This window comes from Nitratireductor aquibiodomus (genome assembly GCF_900105565.1).
Classification (GTDB): Bacteria; Pseudomonadota; Alphaproteobacteria; order Rhizobiales; family Rhizobiaceae; genus Nitratireductor; species Nitratireductor aquibiodomus.
This window is the reverse complement of sequence record NZ_FNSL01000001.1, coordinates 672,580-690,087: the sequence shown is the minus strand read 5'-3', so window position 1 is coordinate 690,087 and position 17,508 is coordinate 672,580. Positions and strand designations below refer to the sequence as shown.

Annotated in this window: 15 protein-coding genes; 7 read left to right on the top strand and 8 right to left on the bottom strand. The window is 62.1% G+C overall.

Annotated features, from left to right (window positions below):
• The first annotated feature begins 44 nt into the window (after positions 1–44).
• A complete protein-coding gene (recJ, locus tag BLW55_RS03290; protein WP_090326660.1) occupies positions 45–1,826 on the top strand; it encodes a single-stranded-DNA-specific exonuclease RecJ in 1,782 nt (593 codons plus the stop codon).
• A 9-nt stretch (positions 1,827–1,835) separates the two neighbouring features.
• On the opposite strand, the gene BLW55_RS03285 is transcribed toward recJ, so the two are convergent.
• The 3 genes from BLW55_RS03285 to folE all read right to left on the bottom strand — a co-directional run bounded on the left by BLW55_RS03285 (position 1,836) and on the right by folE (position 4,120).
• On the bottom strand, positions 1,836–2,816 hold the full coding sequence (locus tag BLW55_RS03285) for a patatin family protein (RefSeq protein WP_025030411.1): 981 nt from the start codon (positions 2,814–2,816) through the stop codon (positions 1,836–1,838).
• A gap of 192 nt (positions 2,817–3,008) precedes the next feature.
• Positions 3,009–3,455, bottom strand: a complete 447-nt coding sequence (gene hisI, locus BLW55_RS03280; protein ID WP_007008212.1) for a phosphoribosyl-AMP cyclohydrolase — start codon at positions 3,453–3,455, stop codon at positions 3,009–3,011.
• Complete coding sequence (gene folE, locus BLW55_RS03275; RefSeq protein ID WP_007008211.1) at positions 3,455–4,120, bottom strand: GTP cyclohydrolase I FolE; 666 nt, start codon at positions 4,118–4,120, stop codon at positions 3,455–3,457. Before folE ends, hisI begins: the two co-directional genes overlap by 1 nt.
• A 242-nt stretch (positions 4,121–4,362) precedes the next feature.
• On the opposite strand from folE, the gene BLW55_RS03270 reads away from it, so the two are divergent.
• The 3 genes from BLW55_RS03270 to thrS all read left to right on the top strand — a co-directional run bounded on the left by BLW55_RS03270 (position 4,363) and on the right by thrS (position 7,373).
• Entirely contained in the window at positions 4,363–4,809 is a 447-nt protein-coding gene (locus BLW55_RS03270; protein WP_007008210.1) for an iron-sulfur cluster assembly scaffold protein, read from the top strand.
• A gap of 4 nt (positions 4,810–4,813) precedes the next feature.
• Positions 4,814–5,152 carry a membrane protein insertion efficiency factor YidD gene (yidD, locus tag BLW55_RS03265; protein WP_025030414.1) on the top strand — a complete coding sequence of 113 codons (339 nt, stop codon included), beginning with the start codon at positions 4,814–4,816 and terminating at the stop codon, positions 5,150–5,152.
• Between the two features lie 235 nt (positions 5,153–5,387).
• A complete protein-coding gene (thrS, locus tag BLW55_RS03260) occupies positions 5,388–7,373 on the top strand; it encodes a threonine--tRNA ligase (RefSeq protein ID WP_090326657.1) in 1,986 nt (661 codons plus the stop codon).
• A 70-nt stretch (positions 7,374–7,443) separates the two neighbouring features.
• Here the strand turns inward: thrS and BLW55_RS03255 are convergent, their stop codons facing one another.
• Positions 7,444–8,352: a hypothetical protein gene (locus tag BLW55_RS03255; protein ID WP_007008208.1), complete on the bottom strand. Its 909-nt coding sequence runs from the start codon at positions 8,350–8,352 to the stop codon at positions 7,444–7,446.
• 208 nt (positions 8,353–8,560) lie between these two features.
• Here BLW55_RS03255 and BLW55_RS03250 point away from each other — a divergent pair, with 208 nt between their 5' ends.
• Positions 8,561–9,121 carry a nitroreductase family protein gene (locus BLW55_RS03250; protein ID WP_425286771.1) on the top strand — a complete coding sequence of 187 codons (561 nt, stop codon included), beginning with the start codon at positions 8,561–8,563 and terminating at the stop codon, positions 9,119–9,121.
• A gap of 11 nt (positions 9,122–9,132) precedes the next feature.
• Complete coding sequence (locus BLW55_RS03245) at positions 9,133–9,741, top strand: flavin reductase family protein (protein WP_090329874.1); 609 nt, start codon at positions 9,133–9,135, stop codon at positions 9,739–9,741.
• A gap of 8 nt (positions 9,742–9,749) precedes the next feature.
• On the opposite strand, the gene BLW55_RS03240 is transcribed toward BLW55_RS03245, so the two are convergent.
• Together BLW55_RS03240 and BLW55_RS03235 are read right to left on the bottom strand one after the other, a co-directional pair.
• Entirely contained in the window at positions 9,750–10,628 is an 879-nt protein-coding gene (locus BLW55_RS03240; RefSeq protein ID WP_090326651.1) for an HpcH/HpaI aldolase/citrate lyase family protein, read from the bottom strand.
• The gene (locus BLW55_RS03235) at positions 10,628–11,083 is read right to left on the bottom strand and encodes a MaoC family dehydratase (protein WP_090329873.1); all 456 of its coding nucleotides are present in this window, start codon (positions 11,081–11,083) and stop codon (positions 10,628–10,630) included. Before BLW55_RS03235 ends, BLW55_RS03240 begins: the two co-directional genes overlap by 1 nt.
• Before the next feature lie 145 nt (positions 11,084–11,228).
• Here BLW55_RS03235 and BLW55_RS03230 point away from each other — a divergent pair, with 145 nt between their 5' ends.
• Positions 11,229–12,374: a DUF2336 domain-containing protein gene (locus BLW55_RS03230; protein ID WP_090329872.1), complete on the top strand. Its 1,146-nt coding sequence runs from the start codon at positions 11,229–11,231 to the stop codon at positions 12,372–12,374.
• A 78-nt stretch (positions 12,375–12,452) separates the two neighbouring features.
• On the opposite strand, the gene parE is transcribed toward BLW55_RS03230, so the two are convergent.
• Positions 12,453–14,510 carry a DNA topoisomerase IV subunit B gene (gene parE / locus BLW55_RS03225; protein ID WP_090329871.1) on the bottom strand — a complete coding sequence of 686 codons (2,058 nt, stop codon included), beginning with the start codon at positions 14,508–14,510 and terminating at the stop codon, positions 12,453–12,455.
• Between the two features lie 193 nt (positions 14,511–14,703).
• Positions 14,704–17,505 carry an aminomethyl-transferring glycine dehydrogenase gene (gene gcvP, locus BLW55_RS03220; RefSeq protein ID WP_090326648.1) on the bottom strand — a complete coding sequence of 934 codons (2,802 nt, stop codon included), beginning with the start codon at positions 17,503–17,505 and terminating at the stop codon, positions 14,704–14,706.
• Positions 17,506–17,508: the final 3 nt, after the last annotated feature.

Here is a 17,508-nt window from a genome sequence, read left to right as displayed (position 1 = left end):
AGAGGCGCTTGCCATTGTCCGTCCTCTGTGAAAGCTAGGCGGCGATGACTGGCGATAAACGTTACTTTCTTGATGTGCAGAGCTCCGCGCGCGGTCTTGCCTGGGAGCACAGGCTCGACCTGCGGGGCGAAAATGCTGCGCTGGCGATGGCGCAGTCGCACGGTATTCCTGAAATCGTGGCGCGTGTGCTCGCCGGGCGCGGGGTGGATATGGATGGCGCAAAGCGCTTTCTCGATCCAACCATCCGCGATCTCTTGCCCGATCCCGCAACGCTGACCGACATGGACAGAGCTGCCGAAAGACTGGCCCACGCGGTGCGGGCCGGCGAGAAGGTGGCGATCTTTGGGGATTATGACGTCGATGGGGCTGTTTCCTCGGCCATGATGAAGCGCTTTCTCGCGCATTATGGCATCGATTCTGAAATCTATATTCCCGACCGGATTTTCGAGGGCTACGGCCCCAATCCCGATGCGATGCGCGACCTCGCGGGGCGGGCCGCTCTCATCGTGACGGTGGATTGCGGGGTCAACAGCGCCGCTGCCATCGCCGCCGCAAATGAGGCGGGCGCGGATGTGGTGGTGCTCGATCATCACCAGGTGGGGGGCGATTTGCCGGACGCGGTCGCTGTCGTGAATCCCAACCGAGAGGATGACCTTTCGGGGCAGGGTTTTCTGTGTGCTGCGGGCGTCGTTTTCCTTGCGCTGGTGCAGACGGCGAAGCATCTGCGGCAGGGAGGCGTTGCCAAACCGCCGCCGGACCTGCTCGGGCTTCTCGATCTCGTGGCACTCGGCACGGTGTGCGATGTGGTGCCGCTTGTGGGTGTTAACCGGGCTTTTGTGGTGAAAGGGCTTCTGGCCGCACGCCAGATGAAGACGCCGGGGCTTGCCGCACTGGCGCGCGTGTCGCGCATCGGCGAACCGCTCAATCCCTATCATCTGGGCTTTATGATCGGACCGCGGATCAACGCTGGAGGGCGTATCGGCAATGCAGCTCTGGGCAGCAATCTGCTTGCCAGCGACGATCCGGCAGAGGCCGCGAAAATTGCCGAGACACTCGACCGGCTGAACACCGAGCGCCAGGACATGGAAACGGTGATGCTCGCGGAGGCGAAGGCCGAAGCGGATGCCGAATTGATGGCGGGTGAGGGGCCTGCCGTGCTTGTCACCGCGAGCGACCGCTGGCATCCGGGTATTGTCGGCCTGCTCGCTTCGCGCCTCAAGGATCATGCACGGCGGCCGACATTTGCGATTGCGTTCGATCCGAATGGCAAGGGAACCGGATCGGGGCGCTCCATCCCGGGTTTTGACCTGGGCAAGATTGTGCGTGAAGCGGTGGCTGAAGGGCTGCTGGTGAAGGGAGGCGGGCACGCGATGGCTGCCGGAATCACAATCGAGCGCAGCAAGCTCGGACCGCTTCGCGCGTTTTTCGAGGAACGTGCAGCGAGTGCCGTGAAGAAGCTGCGCGACGGTGAAAGCCTGAAGATCGACGCAGCACTCTCTGCCGATGGCGCCGGTTTTGCGCTGCTTAATGCGCTGGAGACGGCTGGGCCTTACGGTTCCGGCCATCCAACGCCGGTGCTTGCGCTACCGCGCCACCGGCTCGCGGATGCTCGTATCGTTGGCAATGGTCACATCCGCGTCGAGCTGCGTTCGCAGACTGGCGCACGCATGGAAGCCATTGCCTTTCGTGCTGCCGAGACTGATCTCGGCAATTTCCTGTTTGCCAGTCGTGGCGCGACCATTCACGTGGCCGGAACGCTGGCGGCCAATCACTGGAATGGAACGAAACGCATCCAGATGCGCCTGCAGGATGCGGCAAGCGCCTGATGGAAGGGGTTACCCGAGAACGGCGATGATCCGGTCGAGCTCGGAAAGGCGTGCCTGCGTGGTCTCGTAGCCGATGGCAATGGCCTCGTCGGCGCGATGAAATTCCGTAAGGCCGATGTGGCCGAGCTTCGGCTGGAGCGACAGGTCCGGTGGGTCGCCGGCCATACGGGCGCGCGAAATCCGATCCTGAATGATGTTGAAGGCTTCCACCATCACGCCGGTAATACCGAGCCGATGGTTGCGCTCGTGCGGACCCTTGTCGACCACAAGCGGTGCTTTCTCGCCATCTTCGGTTTCCTTGGGCATGTCGGCAGCGTGCTTGATGACCGCCGCGCGCCCGAAGAGGTCGTAGTGAAGATTGACGGCCATGACGAGTGGCTGCTCGTAGGAGCGGCAGGCGGAAACGGGGACCGGATTGACGAGCGCTCCGTCAACCAGTACGCGGCCGTTGCAGGTGACGGGCTCGAATACACCTGGCAAAGCATAGGATGCGCGCATGGCCGTGATCAGCGACCCGCTCGACAACCAGATTTCGTGACCGGTGCGGATTTCCGCCGCCACACAGACGAAGGGTTTTGACAGATCGTCGAAGGTGACGTCGCGCAAATGCTCTTCCATGCGCGCCGTCAGCTTCATGCCGCCAAAAAGGCCGCTGCCGCCGAAGTTGATGTCGAGAAGACCGAAAATGCGGCGTTTGGTCAGGGAGCGGGCGAATTCTTCCAGTTCGTCCAGTTTGCCTGCCAGATAACAGCCGCCGACAAGCGCACCAATTGACGTCCCGGCGATCATTCCGATGGGAATCTTCGCTTCTTCAAGGGCACGCAGAACACCAATGTGGGCCCAGCCGCGCGCCGCGCCCCCGCCCAGTGCGAGCGCTATTCCATTGCGGGGATTTGGTGCCGGAACCGGATCGACCGCAGGCGGCGCCGGCGAAACCACATCGACCTGCCGGTTTTCCTGTTTTCTGCGTAGAGATGCCCAATCGAGCATGATCATCTCCTCGTCCCCATCACATCATGCCCGGGAACTGTATCAAATTGGTGAATATGCGTCGCTTTGGCGAACCGAACGGTTCAACGCTGCCTCACCCGGGGACGCGGGGATACCCCAGCCCTTTAGATGTGCGTTCCCAACTGGAAAGTCTATGCCATAGATGTTCAAGAAATCGAGACCGACTTTTGGTCAAGCGTGTCCGTCTTTGTGCCCCAGAGGCTTCATGCCAAGGTCGATGAGAACCGCTTTGCCGTCACGAATGCTCACATTTCGGTAGAAACAGGAGCGGCGACCGGTGTGACAGGTGGCGCCATCGCCGGCGACCTTCACGCTCAGATGCACCGCGTCCTGATCGCAATCCGTCGCGATGGAGACGATGTGCTGGACGTTTCCGGAGGTCTCGCCCTTTTTCCAGAGCTTTGCGCGCGAACGCGACCAGTAATGGGCAATGCCGGTTTCCAGTGTCATGGACAGTGCCTCGGCATTCATGTGGGCAACCATCAGGAGCGCATTCGTTTCGGCATCTGTCACCACCGCCGTGAGAAGGCCACTTGCATCAAAGCGCGGTGAAAAAGCCGCGCCTTCCTCAAGCGCGGCCTTGTCGGACGGGGCCGGGGGAAAGATCAGTGTCGACATCAGCCGTGCTTGTCGCGCAGCATGGTCATGAAACGCGCCTGTTCCTGAAGATCTTCCCGATAGACGCCCGTGAACGTGGTGGTGAGCGTTACGGAGCCCTGCTTGCGGATGCCGCGCATGGCCATGCACATGTGCTCGGCCTCCACCAGCACGGCGACACCGCGCGGCTTGAGCACGTCCTGGATGACATGGGCGATCTGTGCCGTCATGGCTTCCTGTGTCTGCAGGCGGCGGGCGAAGATGTCCACCACGCGGGCGATCTTGGACAGGCCGACCACTTTCCCATCCGGTAAATAGGCCACATGCGCCTTGCCGATGATCGGCACCATATGGTGTTCGCAGTGGGAGTGGAACGAGATGTCCTTGATCAGGACCATGTCGTTGTAGCCCTGCACCTCCTCAAAGGTACGGCCAAGTTCCTCGGCGGGGCACTGGTCGTAGCCGGAAAACATTTCGCGATAGGCCTTGGCAACACGCTGAGGTGTCTCGATAAGGCCCTCGCGGGCAATATCGTCGCCGGTCCAGCGCAGAAGGGTGCGCACTGCGTTCTCCACCTCTTCCCGGGATGGGCGGTCGGTAACTGGCTTATCCATGTAGGATTTTTTCTCCGCGATTTTCTCACCCTTCTCGGTGTGAGGCGGAAAGTTCTTGATAACTGCGTCCATAGAAGGCGTCTCCCGTAGTCCCTGTCTCGGCAGGGACGAGTTGAACGGTTCACGGCCTTATCCAGCGGGTAATGGAGAAAAATCTCAGCCCGGCCCGACAGTGGCGTGCACGAAACCGGAACCCGCAATGGCATCATGCCTTGTCGCGGGCCCACGGCGATCATTATATAAGTGCCCTGGAGCAGAAGGGAAGGTGTCGAAGCGACATTGATGTGTTTCGGCTGCGGCAGAACGGAAATTCTATGCTTGACGATGTCTATAACGCAAAAATTCTTGGCTTTGCCGGCAATATTCAGCGGATCGGACGGCTGGATGCGCCGGATGCCACCGCAAAGGCGCATTCCAAACTCTGTGGCTCGACTGTCGTGGTCGATCTCAGGATGGATGGCGATACGGTTGTTGATTTCGCGCATGAGGTGAAAGCCTGTGCTCTGGGGCAGGCATCGTCTTCCATCATGGCTGCTCATGTTGTCGGCGCCAAGTCTGGTGAACTGCGACGGGTTCGGGAGCAGATGTACGCCATGCTCAAGGAGGAGGGCGCACCGCCGAACGGGCGTTTCGATGATCTGAAATATCTGGAGCCGGTGCGTGGCTACAAGGCACGTCACGCTTCCACGCTGCTGACTTTCGATGCGGTTGTGGATGCGATCGACCAGATTGAGAAGGCGCGTGCGGGCGCAGCCGCCTGACGTCATGGTTCACCCAGTGCGGAGCCGAAACTGGCAGGGCCCATGGCCGAAGACGCCTGGCCGCCTGCTGGGGACTGCAACGATCCGGCTCTACCAACTCACGCTCTCCGGCTTTATCGGCAATTCCTGCCGGCATTTCCCCACCTGTTCGGAATACGCCTATGAGGCGATTGCCCGACATGGGCTGTGGCCCGGTGGCTGGATGGGGCTTTTTCGCCTGATACGCTGTGGGCCGGGCGGCACGCATGGGGTCGATCCGGTGCCGGATGTGCTGGAGCCCGACCTGAAATGGTGGGCGCCATGGCGTTACTGGCGCGTGGCGAGGCAGAAGGCCGATCATTGATCTAAAGCGCGTCGCGATCTTTCAGATTCGCTCTGTGCGCTTTAGGTTCTTGATTTGACGCATGTCTTTGTCCCGAAACCGGTGCCCACTTTCGGGAGACATGCGTTAACGGTCGCACCTGTGTGAATCCGGTTTGCCCTTTACCTTCACTGGCGAAACGCTTATCCCGAGCCCGCAAACCCAAAATGCCCAAACCACCCGCGCTCGTTGGCGGGACTGGATAAGGAGAAGACTGATGGCCGAGGCCGTTTCCCTAAAATTTCCCGATGGCTCCGTTCGTGAATATGACGCGGCGACGACCGGCGCTGACATTGCTGCCGGCATCTCCAAGTCGCTCGCAAAGAAGTCCGTCGCCTATGCGCTCGATGGCACGGTGCGCGATCTTTCCGAGCCCGTCGGCACGTCCGGCGATCTTGAGATCATCACCCGCGACGACCCGCGTGCGCTGGAGCTTATCCGGCACGATGCCGCGCATGTGCTCGCCGAAGCCGTGCAGGAGTTGTGGCCCGGCACCCAGGTCACCATCGGCCCGGTGATCGAAAACGGCTTCTACTACGATTTCGCCCGCAATGAGCCTTTCACGCCCGAAGACCTGCCGGTCATCGAGAAGAAGATGGCGGAGATCATTGCGCGCAACAAGCCTTTCACCAGGGAAGTCTGGTCGCGCGACAAGGCCAAGGAAGTGTTCGCCGAGAAGGGCGAGAGCTACAAGGTTGAGCTGATCGACGCGATCCCCGAGGATCAGGACGTCAAGATCTACGCGCAGGGCGACTGGTTCGACCTTTGCCGTGGACCGCACATGGCCTCCACCGGTCAGATCGGCAAGGCTTTCAAACTGATGAAGGTGGCCGGCGCCTACTGGCGCGGCGACGCCAACAATCCGATGCTGACCCGCATCTACGGTACGGCCTGGCAGACCCAGGAAGAACTCGACCAGTATCTCCACATGCTGGAAGAGGCCGAAAAGCGCGACCACCGCCGCCTTGGCCGCGAGATGGACCTGTTCCACTTTCAGGAAGAAGGCCCCGGCGTCGTATTCTGGCACTCCAAGGGCTGGCGCATGTTCCAGAACCTGGTGAGCTACATGCGTCGCAGGCTTGCGACCGATGGCTATGATGAGGTGAACGCGCCGCAGGTGCTCGACAAGAGCCTGTGGGAGACCTCCGGCCACTGGGGCTGGTACAAGGAGAACATGTTCAAGGTCGAGTGCGCGGACGACGAGGCGGAAGACACCCGCACCTTCGCGCTGAAGCCGATGAACTGTCCCGGTCACGTGCAGATCTTCAAGCACGGCCTGAAGTCCTACCGCGATCTGCCGATTCGGATGGCCGAGTTCGGGAATGTGCATCGCTACGAGCCTTCGGGCGCGCTGCACGGCCTGATGCGCGTGCGCGGCTTCACGCAGGACGACGCGCACATCTTCTGCACGGAAGACCAGCTTGCAGCTGAATGCCTGAAGATCAACGACCTGATCCTCTCCACCTATGCCGATTTCGGCTTCAAGGAGATCACCGTCTTCTTCTCCACGCGCCCTGAAAAGCGCGTCGGATCGGATGCGCTGTGGGACCACGCCGAGGAGATCATGGCTGGTGTTCTCAAGAAGATCGCTGCCTCCGACAGCCGCATCAAGACCGCGATCAATCCGGGTGATGGCGCGTTCTACGGACCCAAGTTCGACTATGTTCTGAAGGACGCCATCGGCCGCGAATGGCAATGCGGCACGACGCAGATCGACTTCAACCTGCCGGAGCGTTTCGGTGCGTTCTACATCGATCAGGATTCGGAGAAGAAGCAGCCGGTCATGGTGCACCGCGCCATCTGCGGCTCGATGGAGCGTTTTCTCGGCATTCTGATCGAGAATTTCGCCGGTCACTTCCCGCTCTGGTTCGCGCCGGTGCAGGTGGTGGTGGCGACGATCACGTCCGATGCCGACGATTATGCGCTCAAAGTCACGGAGACGCTAAAGGAGGCCGGTCTTCTGGCCGAGGTGGATCTGCGCAACGAGAAGATCAACTACAAAGTCCGCGAGCACTCGCTGGCCAAGGTTCCGGTGATCCTCGTCTGCGGCAAGCGCGAAGCGGAAGAAGGCACGGTCAACATTCGCCGGCTGGGCAGCCGCGATCAGGCGTCCATGTCGCTGGCCGATGTGACCGCAATGCTGGCTGACGAGGCAACGCCACCCGACCTGAAGCGCAGGGCTGCAAGGGTGGCTGCCGCTTAAAGTCTTTCAGGGACTGACCAAAATGGAAAAGAGCCGTGCTTGTACGCGGCTTTTTTCATTTGAGGGGAAATCAGTCGGGAAACTGGTTGCGCGTGTCGAGCAGGTCCGTCGGAAGCAGTTCCACGTCCTGATTGCGGCCGGGCACGACCGAGAAGTCGCGCTGATAGATGCGGTCGCGGTTCTTGGCGACAATCGTGTAGTCGCCTTCAGCGAGCACCATTGAAGCATAGGCGCTGACCGTCTCGTAGACGATTTCGCCGGTGTCGGTGAGTACGGACCACGCAGTGTCGGCGATGGCTTCGCCGCCGCGCTCACGGACAAGCTTCATGGTAAGGTCGGCAGCGCGGTGTTCGACCGTTGCCTCAGTCAGCTTTCCGGCCTCGACACGGATATCGGAGCGAATGACGGCGTTCATGGCTCCATATTTCGCCACGACATGGTAGGTGCCGGCATTGAGGCGCACGATGCTGCCCGGCTCGACATTGGGCAATATCAGAGTTCCATCGCCAATATTGTCTTCGCTCGCCTCGTAGATCGAGAAGCGGAGCTGGTTCTGCGGAATTCGCACGCCGCCGGGCAGGATCGCGTTCAGCTTGAGCCCGCCCGCATCGAGAAAGAGATCCTCGCGCACCGGCTCACGACCGACGGTGATGCGCTTGGTGACGCCAGCGCGACCGTAGGCCGCGTGGACGAGGTAACTGCCCGGTGCAAGCTCGAACACACCGTTGCCGCCGCGCGCTGTGGCCACGAGCGGGAGTTTTTCGTCGGCACCCGGCTGTGTTCCAAAAATGCGCCAGACAAGACCGTTGGGGATTTCCTCGCCGCCTTCGTTCAAATGAGCGACGAGCGTGACCTCGCCGGTATCGGCAATGGCCAGTGCATCGTCCACCGAGGCAGGAGCGTAATTGTTGAGGCCGGGCAGGCGCAGACCATCGACGGCCACTGCCGCATCATCCTGTGCATGGGCGGGAACCGCCATCCCGAATGAGGCACACAGGGCGAGAATGGAAAGTGTCGTTCTTAAAGGACTGCGCATGTCCGACATGAAGCCCAAGGCGGTGGCAATTTCAAGGCGTTTGTGCGATCTGGTTTCCACGAGCCGCCAGCTTGTGCAAACCGTCCTGGCTGTTTCAGGCCATGCATATCCCACAGGAGACAGACAATTGCACCCATCCGTGCTTGATTTCATGCTCGCGCGCCGCTCTACGCCGGTGAAGGATCTTGCGGAACCGGCACCGACCGATAAGGAAATCGAGACCATGTTGACGGTGGCCTCGCGCGTGCCCGATCATGGCCGGCTGACGCCATGGCGCTTCATTCTTTATCGTGGCGATGTGCGCAGGCAGATCGGCGAGGCGCTGGCCGCACGCGCCATCGAGCGCGAGGGTGCGTTGCCGGAGCCGCGGATCGAGCAGGAGCGGACGCGGTTTTCGCGTGCGCCTCTGGTCATCGGCGTGGTCTGCGTGCCGAAGGAGAGCCCGACCATTCCCGAATGGGAAATGTTTCTGTCCGGCGGCATGGCTGCGATGAACCTGATGATTGCCGCAAATGCGCTGGGCTACGGCACGAATCTCATCACCAACTGGTATTCGGACGATGCCGAAGGCCGCCGCATTCTGGGACTTGCACCGCGCGAACGGGTGGTCGGGTTCGTGCATATCGGTTCCTATGATGTGGAGCTTCTGGAGCGCCCGCGTCCCGAGCTCAAGACCATCGTTTCCGACTATGTCGGGCCATGGGAGGCGTGAGGGGAGGCATGATGTTCTACGAACCGTCCAAAGGGCATGGCCTGCCGCACGATCCGTTCAAGGCCATTGTGTCGCCGCGCCCGATCGGGTGGATTTCCACGCTGTCGAAGGAGGGGGAGGCCAATCTGGCACCCTATTCCTTTTTCAATGCGATTTCGTCCAATCCGCATCTGGTGTTTTTTTCCTCGGAAGGGGCGAAGGACAGCGCCACGCATGCAGAAGAGACCGGCGAGTTTGTCGTGAATCTTGCCAGTCATCATCTGGCGGAGCAGCTGAATGCCAGTTCCGTCGATGCGCCGCGCGGTGTCAGCGAGTTCGCCTATGCGGGGCTCACGGAAGCACCTTCACTGCTTGTGAAACCGCCACGTGTTGCCGAGTGTCATGCGGCGCTCGAATGCAGGGTGACCGAGGTGCGACACCCTCTGGGGCTCGACGGTTCACCGGCTGGCGTGATTGTCGTCACCGGGGAGGTGGTGGGCGTCCATATCAGCGAGGCGGTGCTGAAAGACGGGCTGTTCGATGCGGTGGCAGCCGGCAATATGGCCCGCCTGGGGTATCGCGATTACTCGACTGTGACCGAAGTCTTTCAGATGACGCGCCCGCAGTGGAAAGACGGTTAACGTCTTTGTCAGGCCGATGACGCCTCAGCCGCGCGTGCGAGAACGCGTTCGGCAAGGGCGAGGTGCGGGCGGTCATACATCCGCCCGCCTATGTTGACCACGCCGGCATTGCCGGCGGCTGAAAAGGCTTCCACCACGGCACGGGCCTTTTCGACCTCTTCATCCGAGGGCGTGAAGACGGTATTGATCGTATCGACCTGCACGGGGTGAATGGCCATCCTGGCAACGAAACCGTCGCGGACGGCCAGTTGGCAATCCCTTGCGAACGCCTCTGTATCCGAAAAGTTCGGGAACACGGTGTCGATGGCTGGAACGCCTGCCGCCGCAGCCGCCAGAAGCGTCATGTTGCGGGCGAGCTGAAAGAGCGGCGTATAGCTTCCGTCTTCATGGCGCGCAGCAAGCGCGCCGATATGGGCCGACAGGTCTTCCGCGCCCCAGGTCAGCCCGGCCAGCCGGTCGCTGGAACCCCGGTAGCTGGCGGCGTTGAGAACGCCCAGCGCCGTTTCCGTGATGATCGGCAGGATGCGCGTGCGGCCGTCCTCGATCCCGTTTTCTGCTTCGTGAACACGCAACGCGGCTGCGAGACGCGCGACATCGTTCCCGCCTTCCGCCTTGGGGAGCATGATGCCGTCCGGCCGGGCTCTCATGACGACAGCCAGATCGTCTTCGGTCAATCCGGTCGCAAGATCGTTCACCCGGACGTAAAGCTGAGCATTCGTGCGCGAGCGCGCCGACTGGAGAAAGGCTGCAGTGATGCGCCGCGCCTCTGCCTTGCTGTCGAGGCTGACTGAATCTTCGAGGTCGGCGATCAGGACATCGCTCTGCGACCCGATGGCCTTTTCGAGCTTGCGTTGAGAAACACCGGGCACGAAGAGCAGTGAGCGCATCAGGCCTCTCTCTTTTTGAGGATCATCGCCTGGCGCAGGCAGCGGGCCACCAGCCTGTCATCCTGATTGTAGGCGCGGTGCTCGAATTCCACGATGCCGCGATCGGGCCGGGATTTCGATTCGCGCACGGATTTCACCTCTGTCTCCACACGGATGGTGTCGCCATGGAACACCGGGTGGGGAAAGCTGGTTTCGGTCATTCCGAGATTGGCCACTGTTGTACCGAGCGTGGTGTCGTGGACGGAAATGCCGATCATCAGGCCGAGGGTGAAGAGGGAGTTGACCAGCGGCTTGCCCCATTCGGTCTTTGCCGCGAAATCGAAATCGATGTGCAGTGGCTGGGGGTTCAGCGTCATGGTCGAAAACAGCGTGTTGTCGCTTTCGGTGACGCTTTTGCGCAGCGTGTGCTGGAACACCTGTCCCGGCTGGAACTCCTGAAGATAAAGGCCGGCCATTTCGTTCCTCCCGTCGTGCTCCGAAACGATCTTCAGCTTCTTGATAGGCGGGCCGGCCGCGCCCTGCAAGCGGGCACTTATGGTAAACGTTTCCTATACGAATTCACGTTAGGGTCGGTTCAGACAGGGCGGGAGTGTGACTTCGGTGCAGGTGGTTCAGCATTTTCTCAAGTGGACGCAGACAGCAAAAGCGGCTGAACGCGCGGGCGCGGCGGCAGCTCTTGCCAGAGCCTATCTCGATGGAGAGCTTCCGTTCGAGGATCGCTACGCCGCCGAGGCGGCGCTGACAGCCCTGCTTGACGATCCTTCTTCAAAAGTGCGGTCTGCGCTGGCGGAGGCGCTCTCCATGAGCCGGCACGCGCCGGTGCAGGTGGTGGCGGCCCTGGCGGCGGATCAGCCGGATGTTGCCGCGCCGATCCTGGCCCGCTCGCCGGTCTTGTCCGACCCCGACCTGATCGACCGGGTGGCTGACGGGCGCGGGGGGACGCAATGCCTCATAGCGCGACGTCCCCAGTTGAGCATGAGTGTCTCGGCGGCCATCGCCGAGGTTGGATCGCTCGAGGCTTGTCTGGCATTGGCCGAAAACCCGAGCGCAGACATTGCAGCCGTGAGCTTCCGCCGCATGATCGAGCGTCATGGGAGCAATGCACCTCTGCGAGAGGCGTTGGCTGCCGACCCCCGTCTTCCCTCCGATTGCCGCCATGTGCTTCTGACGCAGCTTGGAGAAGCCCTGCGCGACGCGCCGCTCGTGCGGGCGCTGGTGGGAGCGGCACGGGCGGAAAAGCTGACTCGGGATGCATGTATTCGTGCTTCGCTCACGTTGATCGAGACCATCGATCCGGAAGAACACGGAGCAATGGTGGAGCATCTGCGCATTCGCGGAGACCTGACAACGAGTTTCATCGTCAGGCTGGTGGCGCATGGCAAGATCGATTTCTTCGGTCATGTTCTCATGACCCTGACAGGGCAGCCCCTGGCCCGGATCAGCGGGCTTCTGGTGAATGGCCGCGACCTGGCGATGGCTGCGCTGTTGCAGAAGGCCGGGCTTGCAAAGCCCGTTCACCGGCCCATCATCCGGGCTCTGTCCGTCTGGCGCGAAGTGGCGCAGGGAAAGCGCCTGGCGGGCGCACAGGAAGTCTCATGGCTGATGCTGGAGAGCATCGGTGCAACGCCCGGGCAGTCGGGCCCGGCACAGGATGCTGCTGAACTGGCCGGCCTTCTGAGGTCCATCCATCTCGACGCGCTGCGCGAGAACGCCCGCGTGCAGGCGCAGGCTATCGCCGCTGCCTGAACCCGGAAGAACGATCCAAACTGTTGATGGAGCATCGGAATAGCCCGAAAACCGGATTCCACTTTTCGGGCCGATGCTCTAGATATCCAGTTCTTCGGCGAACTCTGCATTCTCCTGAATAAAGCGGAACCGTGCCTCGGGCTTTGTTCCCATCAGAGAATCAATCGCGCTCTTTGTCGCTTCCTGACCGTCGAGAACCGTGACGCGCAGCAATGTGCGCTTGGCCGGGTCCATGGTCGTCTCCTTGAGCTGGCTCGCCATCATCTCGCCAAGGCCCTTGAAGCGGCCGATATCGACCTTGCCGCGGCCGGTGAACTCCGTTTCCAGAAGCTCGTCCTTATGCGCATCGTCGCGCGCATACATCGTCTTGCCGCCCTGGCTGATGCGGTAGAGCGGCGGCACGGCCATATAGAGATGCCCGTTCTCGATGAGCTGCGGCATCTCCTGATAGAAGAAGGTAATCAGCAGCGAGGCGATGTGCGCGCCGTCAACATCGGCGTCCGTCATGATGATGACGCGGTCGTAGCGCAGGTCGTCTTCGCGGTATTTCGACCGCGTGCCGCAGCCGAGCGCCTGGGTGATGTCGGAAATCTGCTGGTTTGCGGCCAGTTTGCCAGTGCCGGCGCTGGCGACGTTAAGGATTTTGCCGCGCAGCGGCAGAACGGCCTGGCTGGCACGATTGCGCGCCTGCTTCGCGGAGCCGCCAGCCGAGTCGCCCTCGACGATGAAGATTTCGGCACCCGCTGCCGCACCCATGGTGCAGTCGGCGAGCTTTCCCGGCAGGCGCAGCTTGCGCACCGCGCTCTTGCGGCTCACCTCGCGCTCCTGACGGCGGCGAAGACGCTCATCGGCACGCGCCACCACCCATTCGAGCAGCTTGGAGGCTTCCTGAGGATTTTCCGCCAGCCAATGATCGAACGGATCGCGCACGGCGTTTTCGACAATGCGCATGGCTGCCGCCGTTGCCAGCTTGTCCTTGGTCTGGCCTACGAATTCCGGCTCGCGCACGAAAACGGAGAGCATGCCTGCGGCTGAAATCATCACGTCTTCGGAAGTGATGATGGACGCGCGCTTGTTGCCCGTCAGTTCCGCATAGCCGCGCAGACCGCGCAGGAGCGCGTTGCGGAAACCGGTTTCGTGCGTTCCGCCTTCCGGTGTCGGCACGGTGTTACAATAGGAATTGAGCATGGCGTCGCCGCCATACCAGGTGATCGCCCATTCCACCGCGCCATGGCCGGAGCTCTTTTCGCTGCGGCCGGAAAACACCTCCTTGGTGACCTGAAACTGGCCGTCCAGCGAGGCGTTCAGATAGTCCTTGAGGCCACCTGGGAAATGGAACGTGGCTTTCGTCGGCGTTTCGTCCTTTTCGCCGATCAGTTCGGGCGCGCAAATCCAGCGTATCTCGACGCCGCCAAAAAGATAGGCCTTGGAACGCGCCATGCGGTAGAGCCGCGCCGGTTCGAATTTGGCGCCCTTGCCGAAGATTTGCTCATCCGGCTTGAACCGCACCTTCGTGCCGCGTCGGTTGTGCACGTCGCCGAGCTTTTCGAGCCCGCCCTGCGGCAGACCGCGCGAAAAGGTCTGGCGGAAGAGCTGGCGATTGCGGGCAACCTCGACTTCAAGAATTTCAGAGAGCGCGTTCACCACCGAGACACCGACGCCGTGCAGGCCGCCGGAGGTCTCATAGACCTTGGAATCGAACTTGCCGCCCGCATGCAGCGTGGTCATGATGACTTCGAGAGCCGACTTGTCCTTGAACTTCGGGTGCGGATCGACGGGGATGCCGCGGCCATTGTCGGTGACGGCGAGATGACCTTCCGTGTCGAGCTCCACTTCAATGAAGGTGGCGTGGCCCGCCACCGCCTCATCCATGGAGTTGTCGATGACTTCGGCGAAGAGGTGATGGAGCGCCTTGTCGTCGGTACCACCGATATACATGCCGGGACGCCGGCGGACAGGCTCCAGACCTTCGAGAACCTCAATGTCGGCCGCGCTGTACCCATCGCCGGAAGCTGCGGGTGCGGGCGAGGGTGCGGGGCGCGAAGCGGGCTTACGCTCGGGCGCTGCCGGCTCCGGCGTTTTCGCACGGTCCACATTGGCAGGCATTCCGGAGAAGAGGTCGTTGTTGTCGTCCATGAAGCGTGTGGTTTCCTGTCCGCGAATCACCTCGCAGTTTGCCATGGTTTCCATGGCAAAGCGAAGCCTGTTCCGGTTCCGTTCGGAGTGTGTGGACGACGCTTTAACAGAAAGCGCGGGCCCGCGCCAAGAGGTGCGGTAAAAATGGGCGATCATCTCCCCGGGGGGGGGGAGATGATCCGTTTCGTGCTGGTTAGCTAGCCAGGGCCTCGATGGGCGGGCAGGCGCAGACCAGATTGCGGTCGCCGCTGACATTGTCGACGCGCGAGACCGGCGGCCAGTATTTGGACGCGGAAGCAAGCGAGCCTTCGGGGAAGGCGGCTTCGCTGCGGCTATAGGGATGTGTCCACGCGTCTCCCATCAGTTCCATCGCCGTGTGCGGTGCGTTGGCCAGTGGATTGTCGTCCTTCGGCCATTCGCCCTTCTCCACCTTCGCGGCCTCCTCGGCGATGGAGATCATCGCCTGGCAGAAGCGGTCCACCTCGCTCTTCGGCTCCGACTCGGTCGGCTCCACCATCAGCGTGCCCGCGACGGGGAAGCTCATGGTCGGGGCGTGGAAGCCATAGTCGATGAGCCGCTTGGCGATGTCGTCGACGGTGACGCCGGCGCGATCCTTGAAGACCCGCGTGTCGAGAATGCACTCATGCGCGACACGGTCGTTGCGGCCCTTGTAGAGCACCGGGTAGTGGTCTTTCAGGCTGTGGGCGATGTAATTGGCGTTGAGGATCGCCATTTCCGTCGCCCGTTTGAGGCCGTCGCCGCCCATCATGCGGATATACATCCACGTGATCGGCAGGATCGACGCGCTGCCATAGGGGGCTGCTGCCACCGCACTGCTGCTGCCGAGCGCGACATGACCCGGCACGAAGGGCTTCAGATGCGCCTTGACGCCGATGGGGCCGACGCCCGGTCCACCGCCGCCATGGGGAATGCAGAAGGTCTTGTGCAGGTTGAGGTGGCAGACATCCGCGCCCAGATCGCCCGGCCGCGCAAGCCCGACCATGGCGTTGAGATTGGCGCCGTCGAAATAGACCTGACCGCCATGTTCATGGATCACGGCGCACATATCGCGCACGCCTTCCTCGAACACGCCGTGGGTTGACGGGTAGGTCAGCATGAGCGCCGCCAGCTTGTCGGCGTGCTCTTCCGCCTTCGCCTTCAGGTCGTCCTGATCGATATTGCCATCGTCCGTGCAGCGGACCACCACCACCCGCATGCCGGCCATGGAGGCGGACGCCGGGTTGGTGCCGTGGGCGGAGGAGGGGATGAGGCAGATGTCGCGATCGGCCTCGCCGCGCTCGGCGTGATAGCGGCGGATCGCCAGAAGACCGGCATATTCGCCCTGGCTGCCGGCATTGGGTTGCAGCGAGACCGCATCGAAGCCGGTGATCTCCGAAAGCCAGCGATCAAGATCGTCGATCATGCGACGATAGCCCGCCGTGTGCTCCGGCGGCGCGAACGGGTGAAGACCACCCACTTCCGGCCAGCTCACGGGCATCATCTCGGCGGCGGCGTTGAGCTTCATGGTGCAGGAGCCGAGCGGGATCATGGCGCGGTCGAGCGCAAGATCCTTGTCGGCGAGCCTGCGCAGGAAGCGCATCATTTCCGTTTCCGAGCGGTGCGAATGGAAATCCGGCTGGGTGAGGAAGCCTTCGCCGCGCGCTGTGGCCGGTGCAAGGCGCGGTGCGCTTTCCGGCAGCTTCGCGCCGAACAGGGCAGCGAGTGCAGCCAGATCGTCCTCGGTCGTCGTTTCATCGAAGGTGACGCCAACGCGGTCCGCATCGATGACACGCACGAGACGGCCTTCGGCTTCGGCTCCGGCCGCGATCTCCTGCGCCTTGCCGGGAACGGAGGCGGTGACCGTGTCGAAGATCACGTCGCCTGCAAGCGAAAGGCCAGCGGCCTTGAGACCCGCATGGAAACGCGCTGCGTGGTCGTGCACCTGCTCGGCAATGGCGGCGAGCCCTTCGGGCCCGTGCCAGATGGCAAATGCTGCGGCCATGTTGGCAAGCAGCGCCTGCGCGGTGCAGATGTTGGAGGTCGCCTTGTCGCGGCGGATGTGCTGCTCGCGGGTCTGGAGCGCCAGACGGTAGCCCGGACGGCCATGCGCATCGGTGGACTGGCCGACGAGACGACCGGGCATGAGGCGCGTGAGCTTGTCCGACACGGCGCAATAGGCCGCGTGCGGGCCGCCAAAGCCCATAGGCACGCCAAAGCGCTGCATCGAACCAACGGCGATTTCGGCGCCGAGCGCTGCCGGTGTTTCGCTCAACAGAAGGCCAAGCGGATCGGCGACCATGATGACGATGGCCCCCTTGTCCTTCGCGTCGGCGATCAGCGCGCTGTGGTCGCCATAAACACCATAAGTGTCGGCCCACGGAACGATAAGGGCGAACGTGTCATCATCGATCGTGTCGCCATCAACCTCGATGCCAAGCGGTTCGGCGCGGGTGACCACCACATCGCGGGTCTGCGGGTGCAGTTCGCCGGCAATTGCCAGCTTGTTGCGCCTGGAGCGGTGATGACGCCAGGCAATGCCCACGGCTTCGGCCACGGCGGATCCTTCGTCCAGCAGCGAGGCGGAGGCAACCGGCAGGCCGGTCAATTCCGTCACCAGCGTCTGGAAATGGAACAGAAGCTCAAGGCGGCCCTGGCTGATTTCCGACTGGTAGGGTGTATACGCCGTGTACCAGGCAGGGTTTTCAAACAGGTTACGCTGGATGACCGGCGGCAGTTTCACGCCGTGATAGCCCGTTCCGATGAAGCTCTTGAGCACGCTATTCTTGCTCATGGCTGTACGGAGTTCGGCAAGCGCTTCGGTTTCGCTGGCCGCGGGGGGCAGGTCGAGCGCACGGTCAAGGCGGATCGAGTTCGGAACGGCCTGCGCGATCAGCGTCTCCAGCGAAGGGACGCCAAGGGCTGCGAGCATGGCCTTGGTTTCCTCACCGCGCGGGCCGATATGGCGGGCGGCAAAAGGGAGTGTTTTGGCGGACATGGT